Annotated in this window: 14 protein-coding genes and 1 tRNA gene; 11 read left to right on the top strand and 4 right to left on the bottom strand. The window is 31.0% G+C overall.

Going from position 1 to position 16,820, the window contains the following annotated elements; all coding sequences use genetic code 11:
- Window positions 1–140 precede the first annotated feature (140 nt).
- Window positions 141–211: transfer RNA gene (locus LL966_RS12440), tRNA-Cys, on the bottom strand.
- A 94-nt stretch (window positions 212–305) separates the two neighbouring features.
- Window positions 306–665 (bottom strand): dihydroneopterin aldolase, encoded by a 360-nt coding sequence (gene folB, locus LL966_RS12445; protein WP_095930566.1) that lies wholly within the window; start codon window positions 663–665, stop codon window positions 306–308.
- Between the two features lie 107 nt (window positions 666–772).
- Between folB and LL966_RS12450 the strand changes: the two genes are divergently transcribed.
- The 5 genes from LL966_RS12450 (at window position 773) to LL966_RS12470 (ending at window position 5,609) form a co-directional block, all read left to right on the top strand.
- Window positions 773–2,890 carry a glutamine--tRNA ligase/YqeY domain fusion protein gene (locus LL966_RS12450; RefSeq protein WP_229353638.1) on the top strand — a complete coding sequence of 706 codons (2,118 nt, stop codon included), beginning with the start codon at window positions 773–775 and terminating at the stop codon, window positions 2,888–2,890.
- A 1,132-nt stretch (window positions 2,891–4,022) separates the two neighbouring features.
- Complete coding sequence (locus tag LL966_RS12455; protein WP_229353639.1) at window positions 4,023–4,502, top strand: hypothetical protein; 480 nt, start codon at window positions 4,023–4,025, stop codon at window positions 4,500–4,502.
- A 93-nt stretch (window positions 4,503–4,595) separates the two neighbouring features.
- A complete protein-coding gene (locus LL966_RS12460) occupies window positions 4,596–4,922 on the top strand; it encodes a YtxH domain-containing protein (RefSeq protein WP_229353640.1) in 327 nt (108 codons plus the stop codon).
- Between the two features lie 76 nt (window positions 4,923–4,998).
- Window positions 4,999–5,349, top strand: coding sequence for a competence protein (locus LL966_RS12465; RefSeq protein ID WP_229353641.1), 351 nt, complete (start codon window positions 4,999–5,001; stop codon window positions 5,347–5,349).
- A 5-nt stretch (window positions 5,350–5,354) separates the two neighbouring features.
- Window positions 5,355–5,609 carry a DUF6327 family protein gene (locus tag LL966_RS12470; protein ID WP_229353642.1) on the top strand — a complete coding sequence of 85 codons (255 nt, stop codon included), beginning with the start codon at window positions 5,355–5,357 and terminating at the stop codon, window positions 5,607–5,609.
- 19 nt (window positions 5,610–5,628) lie between these two features.
- Here LL966_RS12470 and LL966_RS12475 read toward each other — a convergent pair whose 3' ends face one another.
- Both LL966_RS12475 and gltX read right to left on the bottom strand, forming a co-directional pair.
- Window positions 5,629–6,612, bottom strand: a complete 984-nt coding sequence (locus LL966_RS12475) for an SPFH domain-containing protein (RefSeq protein WP_229353643.1) — start codon at window positions 6,610–6,612, stop codon at window positions 5,629–5,631.
- A 132-nt stretch (window positions 6,613–6,744) separates the two neighbouring features.
- Window positions 6,745–8,250 carry a glutamate--tRNA ligase gene (gltX, locus tag LL966_RS12480; protein ID WP_229353644.1) on the bottom strand — a complete coding sequence of 502 codons (1,506 nt, stop codon included), beginning with the start codon at window positions 8,248–8,250 and terminating at the stop codon, window positions 6,745–6,747.
- A gap of 164 nt (window positions 8,251–8,414) precedes the next feature.
- Here gltX and LL966_RS12485 point away from each other — a divergent pair, with 164 nt between their 5' ends.
- The 6 genes from LL966_RS12485 (at window position 8,415) to LL966_RS12510 (ending at window position 16,787) form a co-directional block, all read left to right on the top strand.
- Window positions 8,415–11,816, top strand: a complete 3,402-nt coding sequence (locus LL966_RS12485; protein WP_229353645.1) for a DUF4175 family protein — start codon at window positions 8,415–8,417, stop codon at window positions 11,814–11,816.
- On the top strand, window positions 11,813–12,232 hold the full coding sequence (ybeY, locus tag LL966_RS12490) for an rRNA maturation RNase YbeY (RefSeq protein ID WP_229353651.1): 420 nt from the start codon (window positions 11,813–11,815) through the stop codon (window positions 12,230–12,232). The genes LL966_RS12485 and ybeY overlap by 4 nt, the downstream gene beginning before the upstream one ends.
- Before the next feature lie 358 nt (window positions 12,233–12,590).
- A complete protein-coding gene (gene mnmG, locus LL966_RS12495; protein ID WP_229353652.1) occupies window positions 12,591–14,462 on the top strand; it encodes a tRNA uridine-5-carboxymethylaminomethyl(34) synthesis enzyme MnmG in 1,872 nt (623 codons plus the stop codon).
- Window positions 14,463–14,568: 106 nt separating this feature from the next.
- Window positions 14,569–15,039, top strand: a complete 471-nt coding sequence (locus LL966_RS12500; RefSeq protein WP_229353653.1) for a hypothetical protein — start codon at window positions 14,569–14,571, stop codon at window positions 15,037–15,039.
- A 79-nt stretch (window positions 15,040–15,118) separates the two neighbouring features.
- Window positions 15,119–15,967: a class I SAM-dependent methyltransferase gene (locus LL966_RS12505; protein WP_229353654.1), complete on the top strand. Its 849-nt coding sequence runs from the start codon at window positions 15,119–15,121 to the stop codon at window positions 15,965–15,967.
- A 235-nt stretch (window positions 15,968–16,202) separates the two neighbouring features.
- Window positions 16,203–16,787 (top strand): OmpH family outer membrane protein, encoded by a 585-nt coding sequence (locus tag LL966_RS12510; protein ID WP_184158848.1) that lies wholly within the window; start codon window positions 16,203–16,205, stop codon window positions 16,785–16,787.
- Window positions 16,788–16,820: the final 33 nt, after the last annotated feature.

The raw sequence follows: 16,820 nt of genomic DNA on the forward strand, positions 1-16,820 counted from the left end.
AAAAATCAAACATAAAAAAAACTCCAAATTGCTTTGAAGGTTTTAGAGGCATCGTCCAGATTCGAACGTAAATCTTTATCTAATTTTTTCTAAAAATTTAAGCAAAAAAAAAAAGAGACACATTTCTGTATCTCTTTTAGAGGCATCGTCCGGATTCGAACCGGAGTAGGAGCTTTTGCAGAGCCCAGCCTAGCCGCTCGGCCACGACGCCATTGCTTGAACGGATGGCAAAAGTAACTAAAATCTTTAAATTTCAAAAGTTTCGAATGAACTATTTTAAAATTTTAAGTTTTTAAATAGAAAAATTACTTTCTAATTTCCGTCATTTTAATGGTAACTGATTCAACATCACCGCCAATAGGTGGATTTATTTTAGAAACCCAAACTGTTGTTTTTTCTACCGTTTCTATCTCTGCAAGTACACGAATATTGATTCTTTTAGCCACATGTTCTAATAAATGCGAACGAATTGCCATTTCTTCAGCAACAATTTTGTTCAAATGAACATAGTCAACGGTGTCTAAAAGGTGATCTGTTTCTGCCGATTTCTGAAGATTTGTTTTAATTTTTAGATCGACAGTATAATCAGATCCTATTTTTCCTTCTTCAATTAAACATCCATGGTAAGAAAAAGTACGAATGTTTTTTAGTTTAATAACTCCCATTTTTATATTGTTTCATGTTTAAAGTTTCAGGTTTTCTGCCACTTAAATAACTTTAAACCTTAAACCTTAAACCTTTTTTTTATCTTTGCTAAAATTACTATAAAATAATGGCATCAGAAGAGAAATCACTCAATTTTATTGAACAAATCATAGAGGAAGATGTAAAATCAGGTCTTTCAAATACTAAACTTCGCTTTCGTTTTCCACCAGAACCAAATGGATATTTACACATTGGACATGCGAGTTCTATTGCATTAAATTTTGGTTTAGGAATTGATTATCAATCTCCTGTGAATTTACGTTTTGATGATACAAACCCTGAAAAAGAAGAACAGGAATTTGTTGATGCTATTAAAAAAGATGTAGAATGGCTGGGTTACACTTGGTCTGAAGAACGTTATGCATCAGATTATTTTCAGCAATTGTATGATTGGGCAGTTTTATTAATTAAAAAAGATAAAGCGTATGTTGATAGTCAATCTTCTGAAGATATGGCGATTCAAAAAGGAACTCCATCTACAACGGGAACCGATTCTCCGTATAGAAATCGTTCTGTTGAAGAAAATTTAGATTTATTCGAAAGAATGAAAAATGGTGAATTTGAGGCTGGTACACATATTCTTCGTGCAAAAATTGACATGAAATCAACAAACATGTTAATGCGTGATCCTATCATGTACAGAATTTTACATAAACATCATCATAGAACTGGAGATGCCTGGAAAATCTATCCAATGTACGATTGGGCACACGGACAAAGTGATTATTTAGAGCAAATTTCGCACTCATTTTGTACACTTGAATTCTTGCCTCACCGTGAATTATACGATTGGTTTTTAGATCAAATTTTAGACGAAAATAAACTGCGTCCAAAGCAAAGAGAATTTGCAAGACGTAACTTATCACATACCGTTGTTAGTAAAAGAAAATTACAGCAACTAGTTAAAGAAAAGCATGTTAACGGTTGGGATGATCCAAGAATGTCAACGATTTCTGGATTAAGAAGACGTGGTTATACCGCTGCATCTTTACGTAATTTCGCCAATACAATTGGTATTGCAAAACGTGATAATTTAATCAATGTATCAGTTTTAGAATTCTGTATTCGTGAAGATTTGAACAAAATTGCACCTCGTGTAATGGCTGTTTTAGATCCTGTAAAATTGGTAATTACAAATTATCCTGAAGGAAAAGAAGAATGGTTAGAAGCTGAAAATAATCAGGAAGATGAAACTGCAGGATTCAGAAAAGTACCTTTTTCTCGTGAATTATACATCGAAAGAGAAGATTTTTTAGAAGAAGCTCCAGCTAAATTTTTCCGTTTGACTTTAGGTAAAGAAGTTCGTCTTAAAAATGCTTATATTATCAAAGGTGAATCTGTTGTAAAAGATGCTGAAGGAAATATTACTGAAATTCACGTAACTTATGATACGGATTCTTTAAGCGGAAGCGGGACAGAAGCAAGTCAAAGAAAAGTATCTGGAACATTGCATTGGGTTTCTATTCAGCATGCATTAGAAGCAGAAGTTCGTTTGTACGATCGTTTGTTTACAGATGAAGCTCCGGACAGTTATAAAGACAAAAATTTCCTAGATTTTGTGAATCCAAATTCGTTAGAAATTGTAACCGGATTTGTTGAACCAAGTTTATCAACAGCTCAAAATGAAGACAAATTTCAGTTTCAACGTTTAGGTTATTTTACTGTTGATAAAGATTCAACTGCTTCAAAATTAGTATTTAACAAAACGGTTGGATTGAAAGATGCTTGGGAAGAAAAAGGTAAAAAAGAGGAAAACAGCATTAATAATTCTTTAAAAGAAATCAACAAATATTTTAAAGTTGAAACAAAACCAGAACGTATTGCAATTGAAAGTGCAATAGGGGAGAACATCAAAAATGTTTCTAGTTTTTCTTTATTACAAAATTCATTAAAGAAAAATATCAACAATAATAAGGCTTCGCTATTGTTTTCTCAATTTATTTTGAAATATTCAACTTGGAAATCTACAGATTTTGAGGAAGATGATGTGAAGAAATTATATTCAATGTCTTTGAAAAGTGAATCAACTTATGTTCGATCAAAAGCGCTTTTAAATTTAAGAGATATTGAAAGTGAAAGTTTCAAAAATCAATATGATGATGAAATTTTAAAATTATATTCAAATCCTCCAAAAAATGCTTCGGAGAGAGAAAATGAAATTCTTGCCGAAATGGTAAAGAAATAAAATAATTAAAATCTATGGAAAAGCGCTTTTTAAAAGCGCTTTTTTATTATATATTAAATTTATTAAAATGTATTTTTTTATAATTTTTATAGATTAAAAACAGCTTTCATAAATTGATTTTAAAGCATTTTTAAATTTATTTTAACTCATTAATCTTATTTTAAAATATCTTCTATTAGCTGCTTTTATTTTAAGTTTTTAGTTTTTTACTTCCATTTTAAGTTAGATTTTTCGTTTGAAAGATTTAAAACGAAATCTTCCTTCATTTTTCTCTTCTAAAAAATTTATTATACCAAATGTTTATTGTAATTTATAATTATATAGTTTGTATTAATTATTTATAAAATTGATTAATACTTAAAAAATTATAAATTTTAATAATTAAAAATGACTTTCATAAATTACTTTTAAAGCATTTTTTTAAATCTTCCATCTAAGTAATCCTATTTCTTAAAATCATTTAAAATTTCCGCTAATTTTAAGTTTTATCTTTTTTTATTCTGATTTTGATCTTTTTAGACACTGTTTTCATATCTACACTTGCAAATTTTGTTTTTTATTTAAATAAATTTATCTTATTGAATTTTTAAAATTATAATTTATATTGATAATTAATTTAATCGATTAAAATTTTAAATTTTATAGTTTTTATATATTAAAATTGACTGTAATAAATGAATTTTAAAGCAATTTTTAAAACAACATGACACATAACTGATTTTTTAAATTATTGTTTAATTAAAGTCTTTATTTTAGTTTTAGCTGTTATTTTAGTCAGTTTAACGGCTTTTTAACACACAATTGTTTATAAAACTGCTATTTTTAACTCAGTACAAAAAGTCAGAGATGATTTTTGTAAAAAATTAAAATTTGCCATAAAGAATCTAAATTGAAATTTATTGTTATTAGAAACTCGTAATTTTTATGACAATAGATTTTCAAAACTGATTTCCCAAAAAGACAATTTTATGTTCTCATTTTTATTGTGATGTATTTTTTGATAATATTTACCGTAAAAAGATATTTTTCAAATTGTATCATAATATACAAAATTCCATAATGTTGAATTTGAGTGAAAGTTTAGTTTTTAAATTTCAAAATCTGACAATTTTTAATTTTAAATCTAATTATCATGAAAATTTTATATTTTACATTAGCGATGTTACTTGCAAATGTTGCAATTTCACAAACACATCAAATTACAAAACACAATGGTGAACAACTTGATGTTAATTTCATAAAAAACGAAAATGGTTTAATTTACTATTCTTTAAACGGAAGTTCTGAAGAAGTTAAAATTAGCAAACATGCTGTTTCTTCTATTACAAACAAACAAACAAAAACAACACAAAAAGTTTCTGATAAAATAGTAGTAGATTCAAAAGACGATTACAAAATGGTAACTGTTCTGCCTCAAGAGAAGACAATAGGACTGAAGCAAGCAGCTAGTTTTACTGGTGTCTCGACAAGGACAAAAGGTGAACCGCCAATTGCAAACCAGAAACAAACTGCTATGAGAATTAAAACCAAGTCAGCTTCAAATGGTTCTCCTTTTGTGAGCATTGTTGAAAAAGGCGATGGTAAATATGAAGCAGTCACTTATGTGTATTAATTATAGTATTAATTTTTTATAAATAACAATTAATCAAAGTTTTATCATTTTAAAAATGAGTATCTTTATTAATAATTTAAAAATTGTAACATCATGTCTAAGAATTTAAATACAGCTGCAGCCATTTTAGCAGCGGCAGCAGCGGGAGCAGCTATCGGAATTTTATTTGCTCCAGATAAAGGATCAAAAACTCGAGCAAAACTTAAAGAAGGTATAGATGATGCTAAACATAATCTAAAAGATTCTTTTGATGCCAGCTCTGAAGTTCTTCGTGAAAAATTTACAAGTGCTACTCATAATCTTGATGGAACTTTGAATGATTTGCTTTCAAACGTAAGTCATAAAACGGAAGAAGTAATCACTTTTTTAGAATCTAAATTAGCTGAATTAAAAGCGCAAAACGCTAAACTTCAAAAATAATAAACATTTTTAAAGAGCACATACTTGCTTATTTTATAAGGAAGTTTGTGCTTTTTTATTTTTTAAAATTCCGATTATGGCCTTCGAAGAATTAAAAGAAAATACCGAAAAAATTCAAGAGCAAACTAAAATTTATATAGACAGTCATTTAGCTTATTATAAGCTTTGGGGTTTTAAAGTAGCAATGAAATCGACTACTTTAATTTTTAAGTTTACCTTGATTTTGGTTTGTTTTACAATGGTTTTAATATTTGGATCTTTTGCAGCAGCATACGCTTTTGGTGCATTATTTGAAAGTAACGCACTTGGATTTTTAGCAGTAGGAGCAATCTATCTTTTCTTTACTATTTTGCTTTTCTTTATTAAAGATAAAATGGTTGAAGGTCCAATTTTGGAGAAATTTTCAGAAATATTTTTTAACGACTAAGTATTATGGAAAAGAAAAAATACTCTTCTTATGCAGAAATTGATAGAGATTTAGAAATCTTAAAACTAGAAAAAGAGATCAATCATCAGAAATTGATTTTGAGTTTTCAGAAAACTAAAGAAAGTATAACACCACAAAATATTGTAAACGGATTTGTTTCATCTTATACCGGTTATGTAAAAGAATCGTTTCCGCAGATTTTACAATCTATTGCACCATTTGTTATCAATTGGTTTATAAATAAAAAAAGAGGCAATTAAGCCTCTTTTTATTTTGTAATTATTGTTGAACATCTGGTTGAATGTCATCTTCATAACCCGATTGTTTTGGAGCTTGTTTTGGTTTTTCCACTTTTTTATTGTGTTTTTTCATCATTTCACCAACTTGGTTTGAAGCTGTAAATGATGCCACCATATTATTCAACATATCACTTCCAGCTTGTGGAGAGTTTGGTAATAGTATCAAATTAGAATTGGCATCGGCACCAATTGCTTGTAAAGTATCATAATGCTGAGTAACCACGATTAAGGCAGAAGCTTCTTGAGAATTAATTCCAACATTGTTTAAAACTTCAACACTTTCAACCAAACCTCTTGCAATTTCACGACGTTGATCTGCAATACCTTGACCTTGTAAACGTTTACTTTCTGCTTCGGCTTTTGCTTTAGCAACGATTCTAATTCTTGAACTTTCTGCTTCAAATTCAGCAGCCGTTTTTTCTCTGTCAGCAGCATTAATTCTGTTCATTGCATTTTTTACCTGGATATCTGGATCAATATCGGTAACCAAAGTATTGATAATATCGTATCCGTAAGTAGACATTGCTTCGTTCAATTCTCGTTTTACTGCAACAGCAATATCATCTTTTCTTTCAAAAACATCATCCAATTTTAGTTTAGGAACTTCGGCACGAACAACGTCAAATACGTAAGAAGTGATCTGATCGTGTGGATATTCTAGTTTGTAAAATGCTTCGTATACTTTTTCTTGAATTACTTTAAACTGAACCGAAACTTTCATTTTGATAAAAACGTTGTCTCTGGTTTTGGTTTCGATGATAACATCTAACTGCTGGATTTTAAGATTTACACGTCCGGCCAATCTATCAACCAACGGAATTTTAAGTTGTAATCCTGAATTTCTAACACTCTGAAATTTTCCAAATCTCTCGATAATTACAGAGGATTGCTGTTTTACTGTAAAGAAAGACGACATGAAAATGAAGAATGCCAATACTAAAAAGATAATAAATGCTGTGTTCATGGTTATATGATTTATATTTATGATCTGGTAAATTACGAAAATTCTTCTAAAATAAAATTATTAGACATTAAAAAAACGCTAAGAACATTTTGAAGATGTTGCTTAGCGTTTGTATTTAGAATTAAATTTTATTTATAAAGTTGAAATTGCTTTTTGAATTCTAGCAATAGTTTCTTCTTTTCCAATGATTTCAACAATGTCAAATAGGTGAGGACCTTTTAAAGCTCCAACCAAACTCAAGCGGAAAGGTTGCATAACTTTCCCCATTCCGATTTCGTTTTTGGTTAACCAATCTTTTACGATTGCTTCGATATTTGCAGAATCAAAACCATCAATATATTCAAGAGTCGAAATCAATTCTTGCATTAAAGCTGGAGTTTCTTCCTTCCAGTTTTTACTTGCTTTTTCATCATAAGATGTTGGAGCTTGGAAAAAGAAATCAGTTAAATCCCAAAATTCAGAAACAAAGTTTGCTCTTTCTTTAATCAAAGAAACAATTCTTGTTAAATCATATTTAGAAACATCAATGCCTTTTTCTTCTAAAATAGGAGAGAAGCTTTTCGCTAAATCCACATCATTTTGTTTGATTAAATATTGGTGATTGAACCATTTGTTTTTTTCTGGATCAAATTTAGCTCCTGCTTTATGCACTCGATTTAAGTCAAAAGATGCTGCTAATTCTTCTAAAGAAAATATTTCTTTTTCAGTTCCATCATTCCATCCAAGTAAAGCTAAAAAGTTTACAACGGCTTCTGGAAAAAATCCATTTTCTCTATATCCTGATGAAACGCCTTCTGCAGTTTTCCATTCTAAAGGAAATACAGGAAATCCCAATTTGTCTCCATCTCTTTTTGATAATTTTCCATTTCCAACTGGTTTTAAAATCAAAGGTAAATGAGCAAATTCTGGAGCTTCCCAACCAAATGCTTTGTATAATAAAACGTGAAGTGGCATAGAAGGCAACCATTCTTCTCCACGAATTACATGTGAAGTTTCCATCAAATGATCATCGACAATATTTGCTAAATGGTAAGTCGGCATTCCGTCACTTTTAAATAAAACTTTATCATCCAAAAGATTAGTTTCAAACTTGACATCTCCACGAATGATATCTTTCAAATGCAAAGTTTCATCAACCGGAGTTTTAAAACGAATCACATAATGTTCTCCATTTTCAATTCTTTTCGAAACTTCATCAGCAGAAGTTACCAATGATGTATCTAACTTTTCACGATTAGTATGATTGTAAATAAATGTTTTTCCTTCAGCTTCTTGTTCTTTTCTCAAAGCATCCAAAGATTCTGGAGTATCAAAAGCATAATATGCCCAACCAGAATTGATCAGCTGATCAGCATATTGCTGGTATAAATGTTTACGTTCGCTTTGTCTGTACGGACCAAATTTTTCATTTTTTCCAACTGTTTCTTCAGGAGCAATTCCTAACCATTCCAGCGCTTCCATAATGTAAGCCTCTGCACCAGGAACAAAACGTGTCTGATCTGTATCTTCAATTCTCAGATAAAAAACACCGTTATGTTTCTTTGCAAATAAATAATTAAATAGGGCAGTACGAACTCCGCCAATATGTAATGGTCCAGTCGGACTTGGTGCAAAACGCACACGAACTTGCTTTGACATTTGTTTAAAATTTTGTTGCAAAGATACGACTCTGAATTAGAAAATCAGATAATGAGAAAATTAGAAAATTCGTCGTGTTAAGCTTAGTTGACTAATTTTCTAATTGATCATTATCTAATTAATAATTATTACTTTTATAGGTTATAATCATAAGAGATTTTATTTTGAAAACAACATCTGCAATATATCAAAAGTTAGAGGCTTTTATTAAAAAATATTATACCAATGAATTGATAAAAGGGATATTACTTTTTACTGGTTTTGGTTTGTTGTATTTTTTGTTTACGCTTTTTGTAGAGTACTTTCTTTGGTTGAAACCAACGGGAAGAACTTTTCTATTTTGGTTATTTGTCGGTGTTGAAGTTTTCCTTTTGGTTCGTTTAATTGTTTTTCCATTGTTTAAATTATTCAAACTTAAAAAAGGAATTGATTATACTCAAGCTTCTAAAATTATTGGAAATCATTTCACAGAAGTAAGTGACAAGCTGACAAACTTTTTGCAATTGTCTTCTGAAAATAATAGTGAAAGTTCTGAATTGGTTTTGGCTTCGATTGAACAAAAAGCAGATTCTTTACAACCAATTCCTTTTGGAAATGCTGTTAATTTTAAAGCGAATAAAAAATATCTGCCATTAGCATTAGTTCCAATTTTGCTTTTTGCTGTATTTTATATTTCTGGAAATAGCAATATTATTTCTCAAAGTTTGAATAGAGTAGTACATTTCAATTCGGCATTTTTACCGCCAGCTCCTTTCAAATTTGTGGTTTTGAATTCTAATTTGCAAGCAGAACAAAACAAAGATTTTGTGATTAAAATGGAATCTGTTGGAAACGTGGTTCCAGAAAATGTGATGATTCACATTGGTGATGAAAGCTATTTTATGGAATCTTCACAACCTGGAAAGTTTGAATTTAAAATTGAAAAACCTTCTGAAGATATTCAATTTTCTTTCGAAGGAAATTCAGTTGTTTCAGAGGATTATGAATTAAAAGTAATCACGGTTCCATCGATCGCAAACTTCGAAATGGTTTTGAATTTTCCTTCTTATCTAAAGAAAAAATCAGAGATAATTCAAGGAACTGGAAATGCAATTGTACCAGAAGGAACAACGGTAACGTGGAGAATGAATACTAAGTCTACACAAGAAGTAGTTTGGAAAAGAGATAAGGAAGTATTTAAGTTCAATAAGGCAGAAAATGAGTTTAAATTGGCTAAAAATATTAGTCAAAACACAGAATATCAAATTATTACGTCAAATGATAAGGTTAAAAACTACGAAAAACTAGATTATCAGCTGTCTGTAATCAGAGATCAGTTTCCAACGATCAATGTGGGTCCTGCACCTGATAGTTTGAAACTGGATAAGAACTATATTTTAGGAAGATTGGGTGATGATTACGGACTTTCTAAATTACAAATTGTATACTACCAACGAAACAAACCACAGTCTGCCAAGCGTGGAAACATTCCTGTAAAGTCTGGAGTATTTGATCAGTTTGTTTTTAATTTTCCAAGTAACCTTCCAGTAGAAGAAGGAGTTTCATACGAATACTATTTTGAAGTTTTTGATAACGATGCACCACATGGATTTAAGAGTACAAAGTCTTCTACGTTTTCAGATCGTGTTGCTACAATAGATGAAATTCAGGATCAAGAATTGCAACAGCAAAATCAAAATATTAATAGTTTATCTAAGTCTTTGAAGAACCAAACCAAGCAAATTTCAGAAATGGATAAGCTTCAAAATACAGGAAAAGAAAAAGATAATTTAGAGTTTAAAGATCAACAGAAGATCAATGATTTTATCAAACGTCAGAAGCAGCAAGACGAAATGATGAAACAGTTTTCTGAGAAAATGAATCAAAACTTAGACAAGTTCAAGTCTGAAAAGAAAGATCAAACTGCCGATGATTTACAAAAGCGTTTAGATAATGCTCAGAAAGATTTAGAAAAGAATCAGAAATTATTAGACGAATTGAAGAACTTAAACGATAAATTAAACAGCGAAGAACTGTTTGATAAGATGGAAAAGTTCAAACAAATCAGTAAAAACCAATCTCGTAATTTAGAGCAATTGGTTGAGTTGACCAAGCGTTTTTATGTTTCAAAGAAAGCAGAACAAGTTGCTGAGAAACTAAATAAACTGTCAGAACAAGAGGAACAGTTATCAAACAAAGAGAAAGAAAACACTAAAGAAAAGCAGGACGAAATCAATAAATCTTTTGATAAGATTCAAGGAGATTTAAAAGATTTAAAAGAGGAAAATAAGACTTTGAAGAAACCTTTAGACATTCCGTCTGATGCTTCAAAAGAAAAAGATGTTGATAATGATCTAAAAAAAGCATCGGAAGAATTAAGTAAAAAGAATACTTCTTCGGCTAAACCGAAACAGAAAAGTGCTGCAAAGAAAATGAAGTCTATGGCTCAGGAAATGCAGAGTGAAATGGAAGGTGGCGAACAGGAACAATTAGAAGAAGATGTAGCAATGCTTCGTCAGATTTTGGACAACCTTTTGGCTTATTCTTTATCTCAGGAAGATGTAATGAAACAGTTTAAATCTATGAAATTGGGTTCTTCTGCATTCACGAAGAATATCAAGATTCAGCAGAATTTGAAACAACAGTTTAGACATGTTGATGATAGTTTGTTTGCGCTTTCATTACGTAACCCAAAGGTAGCAGAAGACGTAACTAAAGAAATTGGAAATGTACAATACAGCATGGACAAGGCTATAGAAACCTTAACTGATGTACAGATTCCAAGAGGAGTTTCACACCAACAATATGCCGTTTCTTCTGCCAATAAGTTAGCAGATTTCTTAAGTGATTTATTGAACAACATGCAGATGTCTATCTCTAAACCAGGAGATGGAAAACCTAAACCAGGTGACGGACAAGGAATGCAATTGCCAGATATTATTCAAAAACAAAAAGGTCTTGCTGATAAGATGAAGGAGGGAATGCAATCTGGACAAAAGCCTGGAGACAAACCTGGAGAAGGAAAAGATGGAAAGTCTGGACAAGGACAAAGCGGGCAAGGTAAAGATGGTCAAGGCAAGGATGGACAAGGTAACAACAGTGGTGATAAAGGTTCTTCTGGTAAAGATGGTAAGAGCGGAAAAGGAGAAAAAAATGGCAATGAAGGTGAAGGTGGAGAAGGAGATGCAGAAGCTATTATGGAGATATACAAAGAGCAAGTTAAGCTGAGAGAAGCACTTCAAAAAGAGTTAGCAAAGAAAGGTTTGGACTCTCAAGGTAAATCTGTAATAGACCAAATGAAACAATCTGAAAAGCAGATTTTGAATAAGGGTTTTAAGAATGAGAACCTGCAACGTATACTAAATATCCAGCAAGAATTATGGAAACTAAATAATGCAGTTCAGCAGCAAGGACAAGATACAAAAAGACAATCTGAAACAAATAAAGCTGATTTTACAAATCGTTCAAATGCTTTACCAAGCTCCTTGTTGGAATATTTAAACAGTGTAGAGATATTAAACAGACAATCACTACCTTTGCGCTCGAATTTTAATCAAAAAGTTCAAGAATACTTTAATACAAAATGATAAATTTTAATTACGAAACTGATTTTACTTTAGGAGACGAGCAGGCTTTTACTGACTGGCTTAGTGCTGTAATTGTTTCTGAAAATAAAAATGAAGGTGAAATCAATTATATATTTTGTGACGATGAATATCTTCACAAGATTAATGTTGAGTACCTAGATCATGATACTCTAACCGATATTATTAGTTTTGATTATACTGTTGGTAACGAGTTAAATGGCGATATTTTTGTTTCTGTAGAACGTGTTGCAGATAATGCAAAAGACTACAATGTTTTATTTGCGGAAGAATTGAAAAGAGTACTTTCTCACGGTATACTTCATTATTGTGGATACAAGGATAAAACAGATGAAGATGCTAAATTAATGAGAACAAAGGAAGAGGAAAAGATGAAGATGTTTCACGTGAAACAGTAATTAAATTTCTTAGTCTTTTTAAAATATATGTTCCACGTGAAACGTTTTTATAAAGACTATCAAAATATGTTCCACGTGAAACAAAGATTAAAAAAAAAACAAACACAATAAATTGTTCCACGTGGAACAATTTATCTTTTTTTTTGAATATGAAAAGAAATTAAAAATGTTTCACGTGGAACAAGATTTTGAAAGATCTATTTAAAGAATATAAAAGTGTTTCACGTGGAACGTTGAGTTTTTGGAGTTTGGAATTTGTAAAATTGAAATTTTAGAATTGCGTTCCACGTGGAACAAGAAAAAAATAAATGTAATTCTGAAAACCGCGTTAGCGGTTTTTGGAGAATAATAAAACAAAATGTTTTTAGAAGAATACGATGTTATTGTGGTTGGTGCAGGCCATGCTGGTTCTGAAGCTGCGGCTGCGGCTGCAAATTTGGGATCAAAAACTTTGTTGGTTACAATGAGTTTGCAAAACATAGCACAGATGTCATGTAATCCCGCGATGGGCGGAATTGCAAAAGGACAGATCGTTCGAGAGATTGATGCGCTTGGTGGATATTCGGGAATCGTTTCGGATAGAACTGCGATTCAATTCAAGATGTTGAATAAATCGAAAGGACCTGCAATGTGGTCTCCGAGAGTTCAAAGTGATAGAATGCGTTTTGCTGAAGAATGGAGAATGATGCTGGAGGGAACTCCAAATCTTGATTTTTATCAAGAGATGGTAAAAGGGTTGATAATCGAAGATGGAAAGATAAAAGGAATTAGAACTTCGCTTGGTGTGGAAATTCGTTCCAAATCTGTTGTTTTGACAAACGGAACTTTTTTGAATGGTTTGATTCATATCGGAGAAAAACAATTCGGTGGAGGTAGAGCAGGAGAAAGTGCTGCGACTGGAATTACCGAAGATTTGATAAAATTTGGTTTTGAAGCTGGAAGAATGAAAACAGGAACGCCACCTCGAGTAGATGGACGTTCTTTAGATTATTCTAAAATGAATGAAGAAAAAGGAGATGCGAAGCCAGATAAATTTTCTTATTCAGATGTGACTTCTCCGTTAACGCATCAGCGTTCTTGTCATATGACATATACTTCATTAGATGTGCATGATATTTTGAGAGAAGGTTTTGATCGTTCTCCAATGTTCAACGGAAGAATCAAAAGTTTGGGACCAAGATATTGTCCGTCGATTGAAGATAAAATAAATCGTTTTGCAGATAAAGAACGTCATCAGCTTTTTGTTGAACCGGAAGGTTGGAATACTTGTGAAGTTTATGTAAACGGATTTTCGACTTCACTTCCAGAAGATATTCAATTTAAAGCGTTGAGTTCTGTTGCAGGTTTTGAGAAAGTGAAATTCTTTCGTCCAGGCTATGCAATAGAATATGATTATTTCCCGCCGACACAATTAAAACATACTTTGGAGACAAAGTTAATTGAAGGTTTATATTTTGCTGGACAAATAAACGGAACAACTGGATATGAAGAAGCAGCATCACAAGGATTGATGGCAGGAATAAATGCGCATTTAAAAGTACATGAAAAAGAGCCATTGATTTTAAAACGTGATGAAGCCTATATCGGAGTTTTAATTGATGACTTGATTACGAAAGGAACAGAAGAGCCATATCGTATGTTTACATCAAGAGCAGAATATAGAACTTTGTTGCGTCAAGATAATGCCGATTTCAGATTGACGCCAATGTCATATGAAATTGGTTTAGCTTCTGAAGCTCGTTTGAGAAGAATGGAAAGAAAACTAAACGAATCTGAAAAGATGGTTTCATTCTTCAAAGAAACAAGTGTAAGTGTTGCAGAAACGAATCCGATTTTGGAAGCAAAAGAATCTGCACCGATTACTCAAGGAGATAAAATGTTTAAGATTTTTTCGCGTCCGCAAGTGGAATTAGAAGATATGGTGAAATTTGAAAAAGTTTCAGCTTATATTGAGGAAAATGAATTAGATGAAGAAATTGTTGAACAAGCAGTAATTCAAGTAAAATATTCTGGTTATATCGAAAAAGAAAGAAACAATGCTGATAAACTGAATCGTTTAGAAGAAGTAAAGATTCCAGAGAATTTCGATTATAATAAAATTAAATCAATGTCGATTGAAGCAAAACAGAAATTAGGCAAGATTCGTCCTGTAACTATTTCACAGGCTTCAAGAATAAGTGGGGTATCACCAAGTGATATTTCCGTGCTTTTGATTTATATGGGAAGATAAAAATATTTTAGATTTTAGATTGTTTGTTTCTACTTTTAAAGAATATGAAATCTTAAGTCTGAAATCTAAAATTATTGTTCCACGTGAAACATTGAATTAAATTTTGATGAAAGTTGTTAAAAAAGAAAATTTTTCATTAGAAGAGAAAAAGGCATTAATGCAACTTCGAAATAATGAATATCCAATTCAATTTGGTCATGAAACATTTCATGAATTTGAAGCGTATGTGAATGCAATTTTAGAAATGAAAAATTATCTTTTGATTGATGCTAAAAAAGAGATTCAAGGTTGGGCCTATACCTTTTTTCGCGATAACGAAATTTGGTTTGCAATAATGTTGAATTATCAAATTCAAGGAAAAGGCTACGGAAAGATTTTATTAGAAGAAATAAAAAAGAATAATCAGAACTTGAACGGTTGGGTAATTGATCATGAAAATGATATCAAATCAAATAAAGAAAAATATAAATCGCCATTGAAATTTTATATTTCCAATGGTTTTTCTGTTTTGAAAGATATTAGATTAGAAAATGAAAAGATATCAGCAGTGAAGATAAACTGGAAAAATAACAAATAAAAAAGATTAAAAATCCTAAGAATGAAATTTTCGTTTTTAGGATTTGCTATAAATTAAACCAAATATCTAGAATTAAAAAATGGACGTTTTAAATAAAAGACACTTTCTTACTGTAAAAGACCATTCTGTTTCAAAAGAAATTTTTGATTTGTACTATGATGAAGAATTAGATATGCTGATTACTTCTCCACAACCAGAACTTCAAAATCTGGGAAAATATTACGAAAGTGAAGATTATATTTCGCATACAGACAACAAACGTTCCTTATTCGAAAAAGCGTATCATTTTGTAAAAAATATAGCGCTTCAAAATAAATTGAATTTAATAAATACAGAACAACCTCAAAAAGGGAAACTTTTGGATATTGGAGCTGGAACTGGAGATTTTCTATTAACAGCAAAAAATAACGGCTGGGAAACAATTGGAGTAGAACCAAGCGACAAAGCAAAAAATATTGCAAAGCAAAAAGGAATTTCTTTTGTAGAAGAAATTAGTACTTTAGAAAATCATTCTTTAGACGTGATTACAATGTGGCACGTTTTAGAACACGTGCCAGATTTAGAGCATCAAATCCAAGAATTGAAGCGTTTACTAAAACCAACTGGAACATTAATTGTTGCGGTTCCAAATTATAAATCATTTGATGCAAATCATTATCAGGCATTTTGGGCTGCATTTGATGTACCAATTCATTTTTGGCATTTTTCTAAAAAATCGATTCAAGTGCTTTTTGAGAGAGTCGATATGAAATTAGAAAAAGTGCTTCCAATGAAGTTCGATTCATTTTACGTGAGTCTTTTGTCTGAAAAATACAAAACGGGGAAAATGAACTATATTAAAGCTTTTTTTGTTGGTTTGAAATCAAATTGGAAAGCAAAAAGCTCAAAAGAATATTCTTCGCATATTTATGTTTTGAAAAATAAATAAAAGGTTAAATAGAGCATATTAAGCTACTTTGTCAGAGTATGATAAAGTAGCTTTTTTTATTGGAAAAAACTAGAAAGATCTAGATTTCAGAGTAATAAAGAGAGGTTATTGCTATTATTTTTTCTATAAATAAAAACAATATCATAAAATTTACGCATTTTATAAACTTTATGTTAATCCTATTGATTTTTTTATATTTTTGTCTTTCATACTTAAAAAAATAGAATTTAAAAAAATGAAAAAAGCATTAGTTATTATCGCACTTTCAGTTTTCGCAGTTTCTTGTAACAAAACAGCAGAGGTAAAGGAAGTAAAAACAGCTTACGTGGATACTTCGGTTTTGATGAAAGAATACACTGAGGCAAAAGATTTAGAGGCAAAGTACAAAGCTCAAGCGGAAGAAAAAGGAAGACAATTACAAGCTGAAATTTCACGTTTTAAACAAGACGCTGCTAATTTTCAAAGTCAAGCACAGGCAAATGGTCAGGCTTGGGCACAGCAAAGAGGTGCTGAATTGCAAAAAAGAGAGCAGCAATTAGGCTACGCACAACAAGCGTTGGCACAGCAACTACAACAAGAAAGCGGAGTAGAAATGGATTCTCTTGTTAGTGGTGTTAAAAAATTCATTAAAGATTACGGAAAGAAAAACGGTTACGCTTATATCTACGGAACTGGAGATGCAGCATCTATTTTGTATGCTGAAGATAAATTCGATATCACAAAAGATATCATTAAAGAATTAAATGATAAATACAAAGCTTCTCCAAAAGCAGATGCAAAACCAGCAGCTGAAACTAAAGAAGGTGAAGCAAAAAAATAAAAACTACCCAAACTAACTAAATTACTGAAAACC

It is taken from the genome of Flavobacterium chungbukense, from assembly GCF_020805785.1.
Classification (GTDB): domain Bacteria; phylum Bacteroidota; class Bacteroidia; order Flavobacteriales; family Flavobacteriaceae; genus Flavobacterium; species Flavobacterium chungbukense.

Excerpts from the sequence above, each read along its gene's own strand:
- folB (WP_095930566.1), bottom strand. The coding sequence starts at position 665 with ATGGGAGTTATTAAACTAAAAAACATTCGTACTTTTTCTTACCATGGA.
- LL966_RS12450 (WP_229353638.1), top strand. The coding sequence starts at position 773 with ATGGCATCAGAAGAGAAATCACTCAATTTTATTGAACAAATCATAGAG.
- LL966_RS12455 (WP_229353639.1), top strand. The coding sequence starts at position 4,023 with ATGAAAATTTTATATTTTACATTAGCGATGTTACTTGCAAATGTTGCA.
- LL966_RS12460 (WP_229353640.1), top strand. The coding sequence starts at position 4,596 with ATGTCTAAGAATTTAAATACAGCTGCAGCCATTTTAGCAGCGGCAGCA.
- LL966_RS12465 (WP_229353641.1), top strand. The coding sequence starts at position 4,999 with ATGGCCTTCGAAGAATTAAAAGAAAATACCGAAAAAATTCAAGAGCAA.
- LL966_RS12470 (WP_229353642.1), top strand. The coding sequence starts at position 5,355 with ATGGAAAAGAAAAAATACTCTTCTTATGCAGAAATTGATAGAGATTTA.
- LL966_RS12475 (WP_229353643.1), bottom strand. The coding sequence starts at position 6,612 with ATGAACACAGCATTTATTATCTTTTTAGTATTGGCATTCTTCATTTTC.
- gltX (WP_229353644.1), bottom strand. The coding sequence starts at position 8,250 with ATGTCAAAGCAAGTTCGTGTGCGTTTTGCACCAAGTCCGACTGGACCA.
- ybeY (WP_229353651.1), top strand. The coding sequence starts at position 11,813 with ATGATAAATTTTAATTACGAAACTGATTTTACTTTAGGAGACGAGCAG.
- mnmG (WP_229353652.1), top strand. The coding sequence starts at position 12,591 with ATGTTTTTAGAAGAATACGATGTTATTGTGGTTGGTGCAGGCCATGCT.
- LL966_RS12500 (WP_229353653.1), top strand. The coding sequence starts at position 14,569 with ATGAAAGTTGTTAAAAAAGAAAATTTTTCATTAGAAGAGAAAAAGGCA.
- LL966_RS12505 (WP_229353654.1), top strand. The coding sequence starts at position 15,119 with ATGGACGTTTTAAATAAAAGACACTTTCTTACTGTAAAAGACCATTCT.
- LL966_RS12510 (WP_184158848.1), top strand. The coding sequence starts at position 16,203 with ATGAAAAAAGCATTAGTTATTATCGCACTTTCAGTTTTCGCAGTTTCT.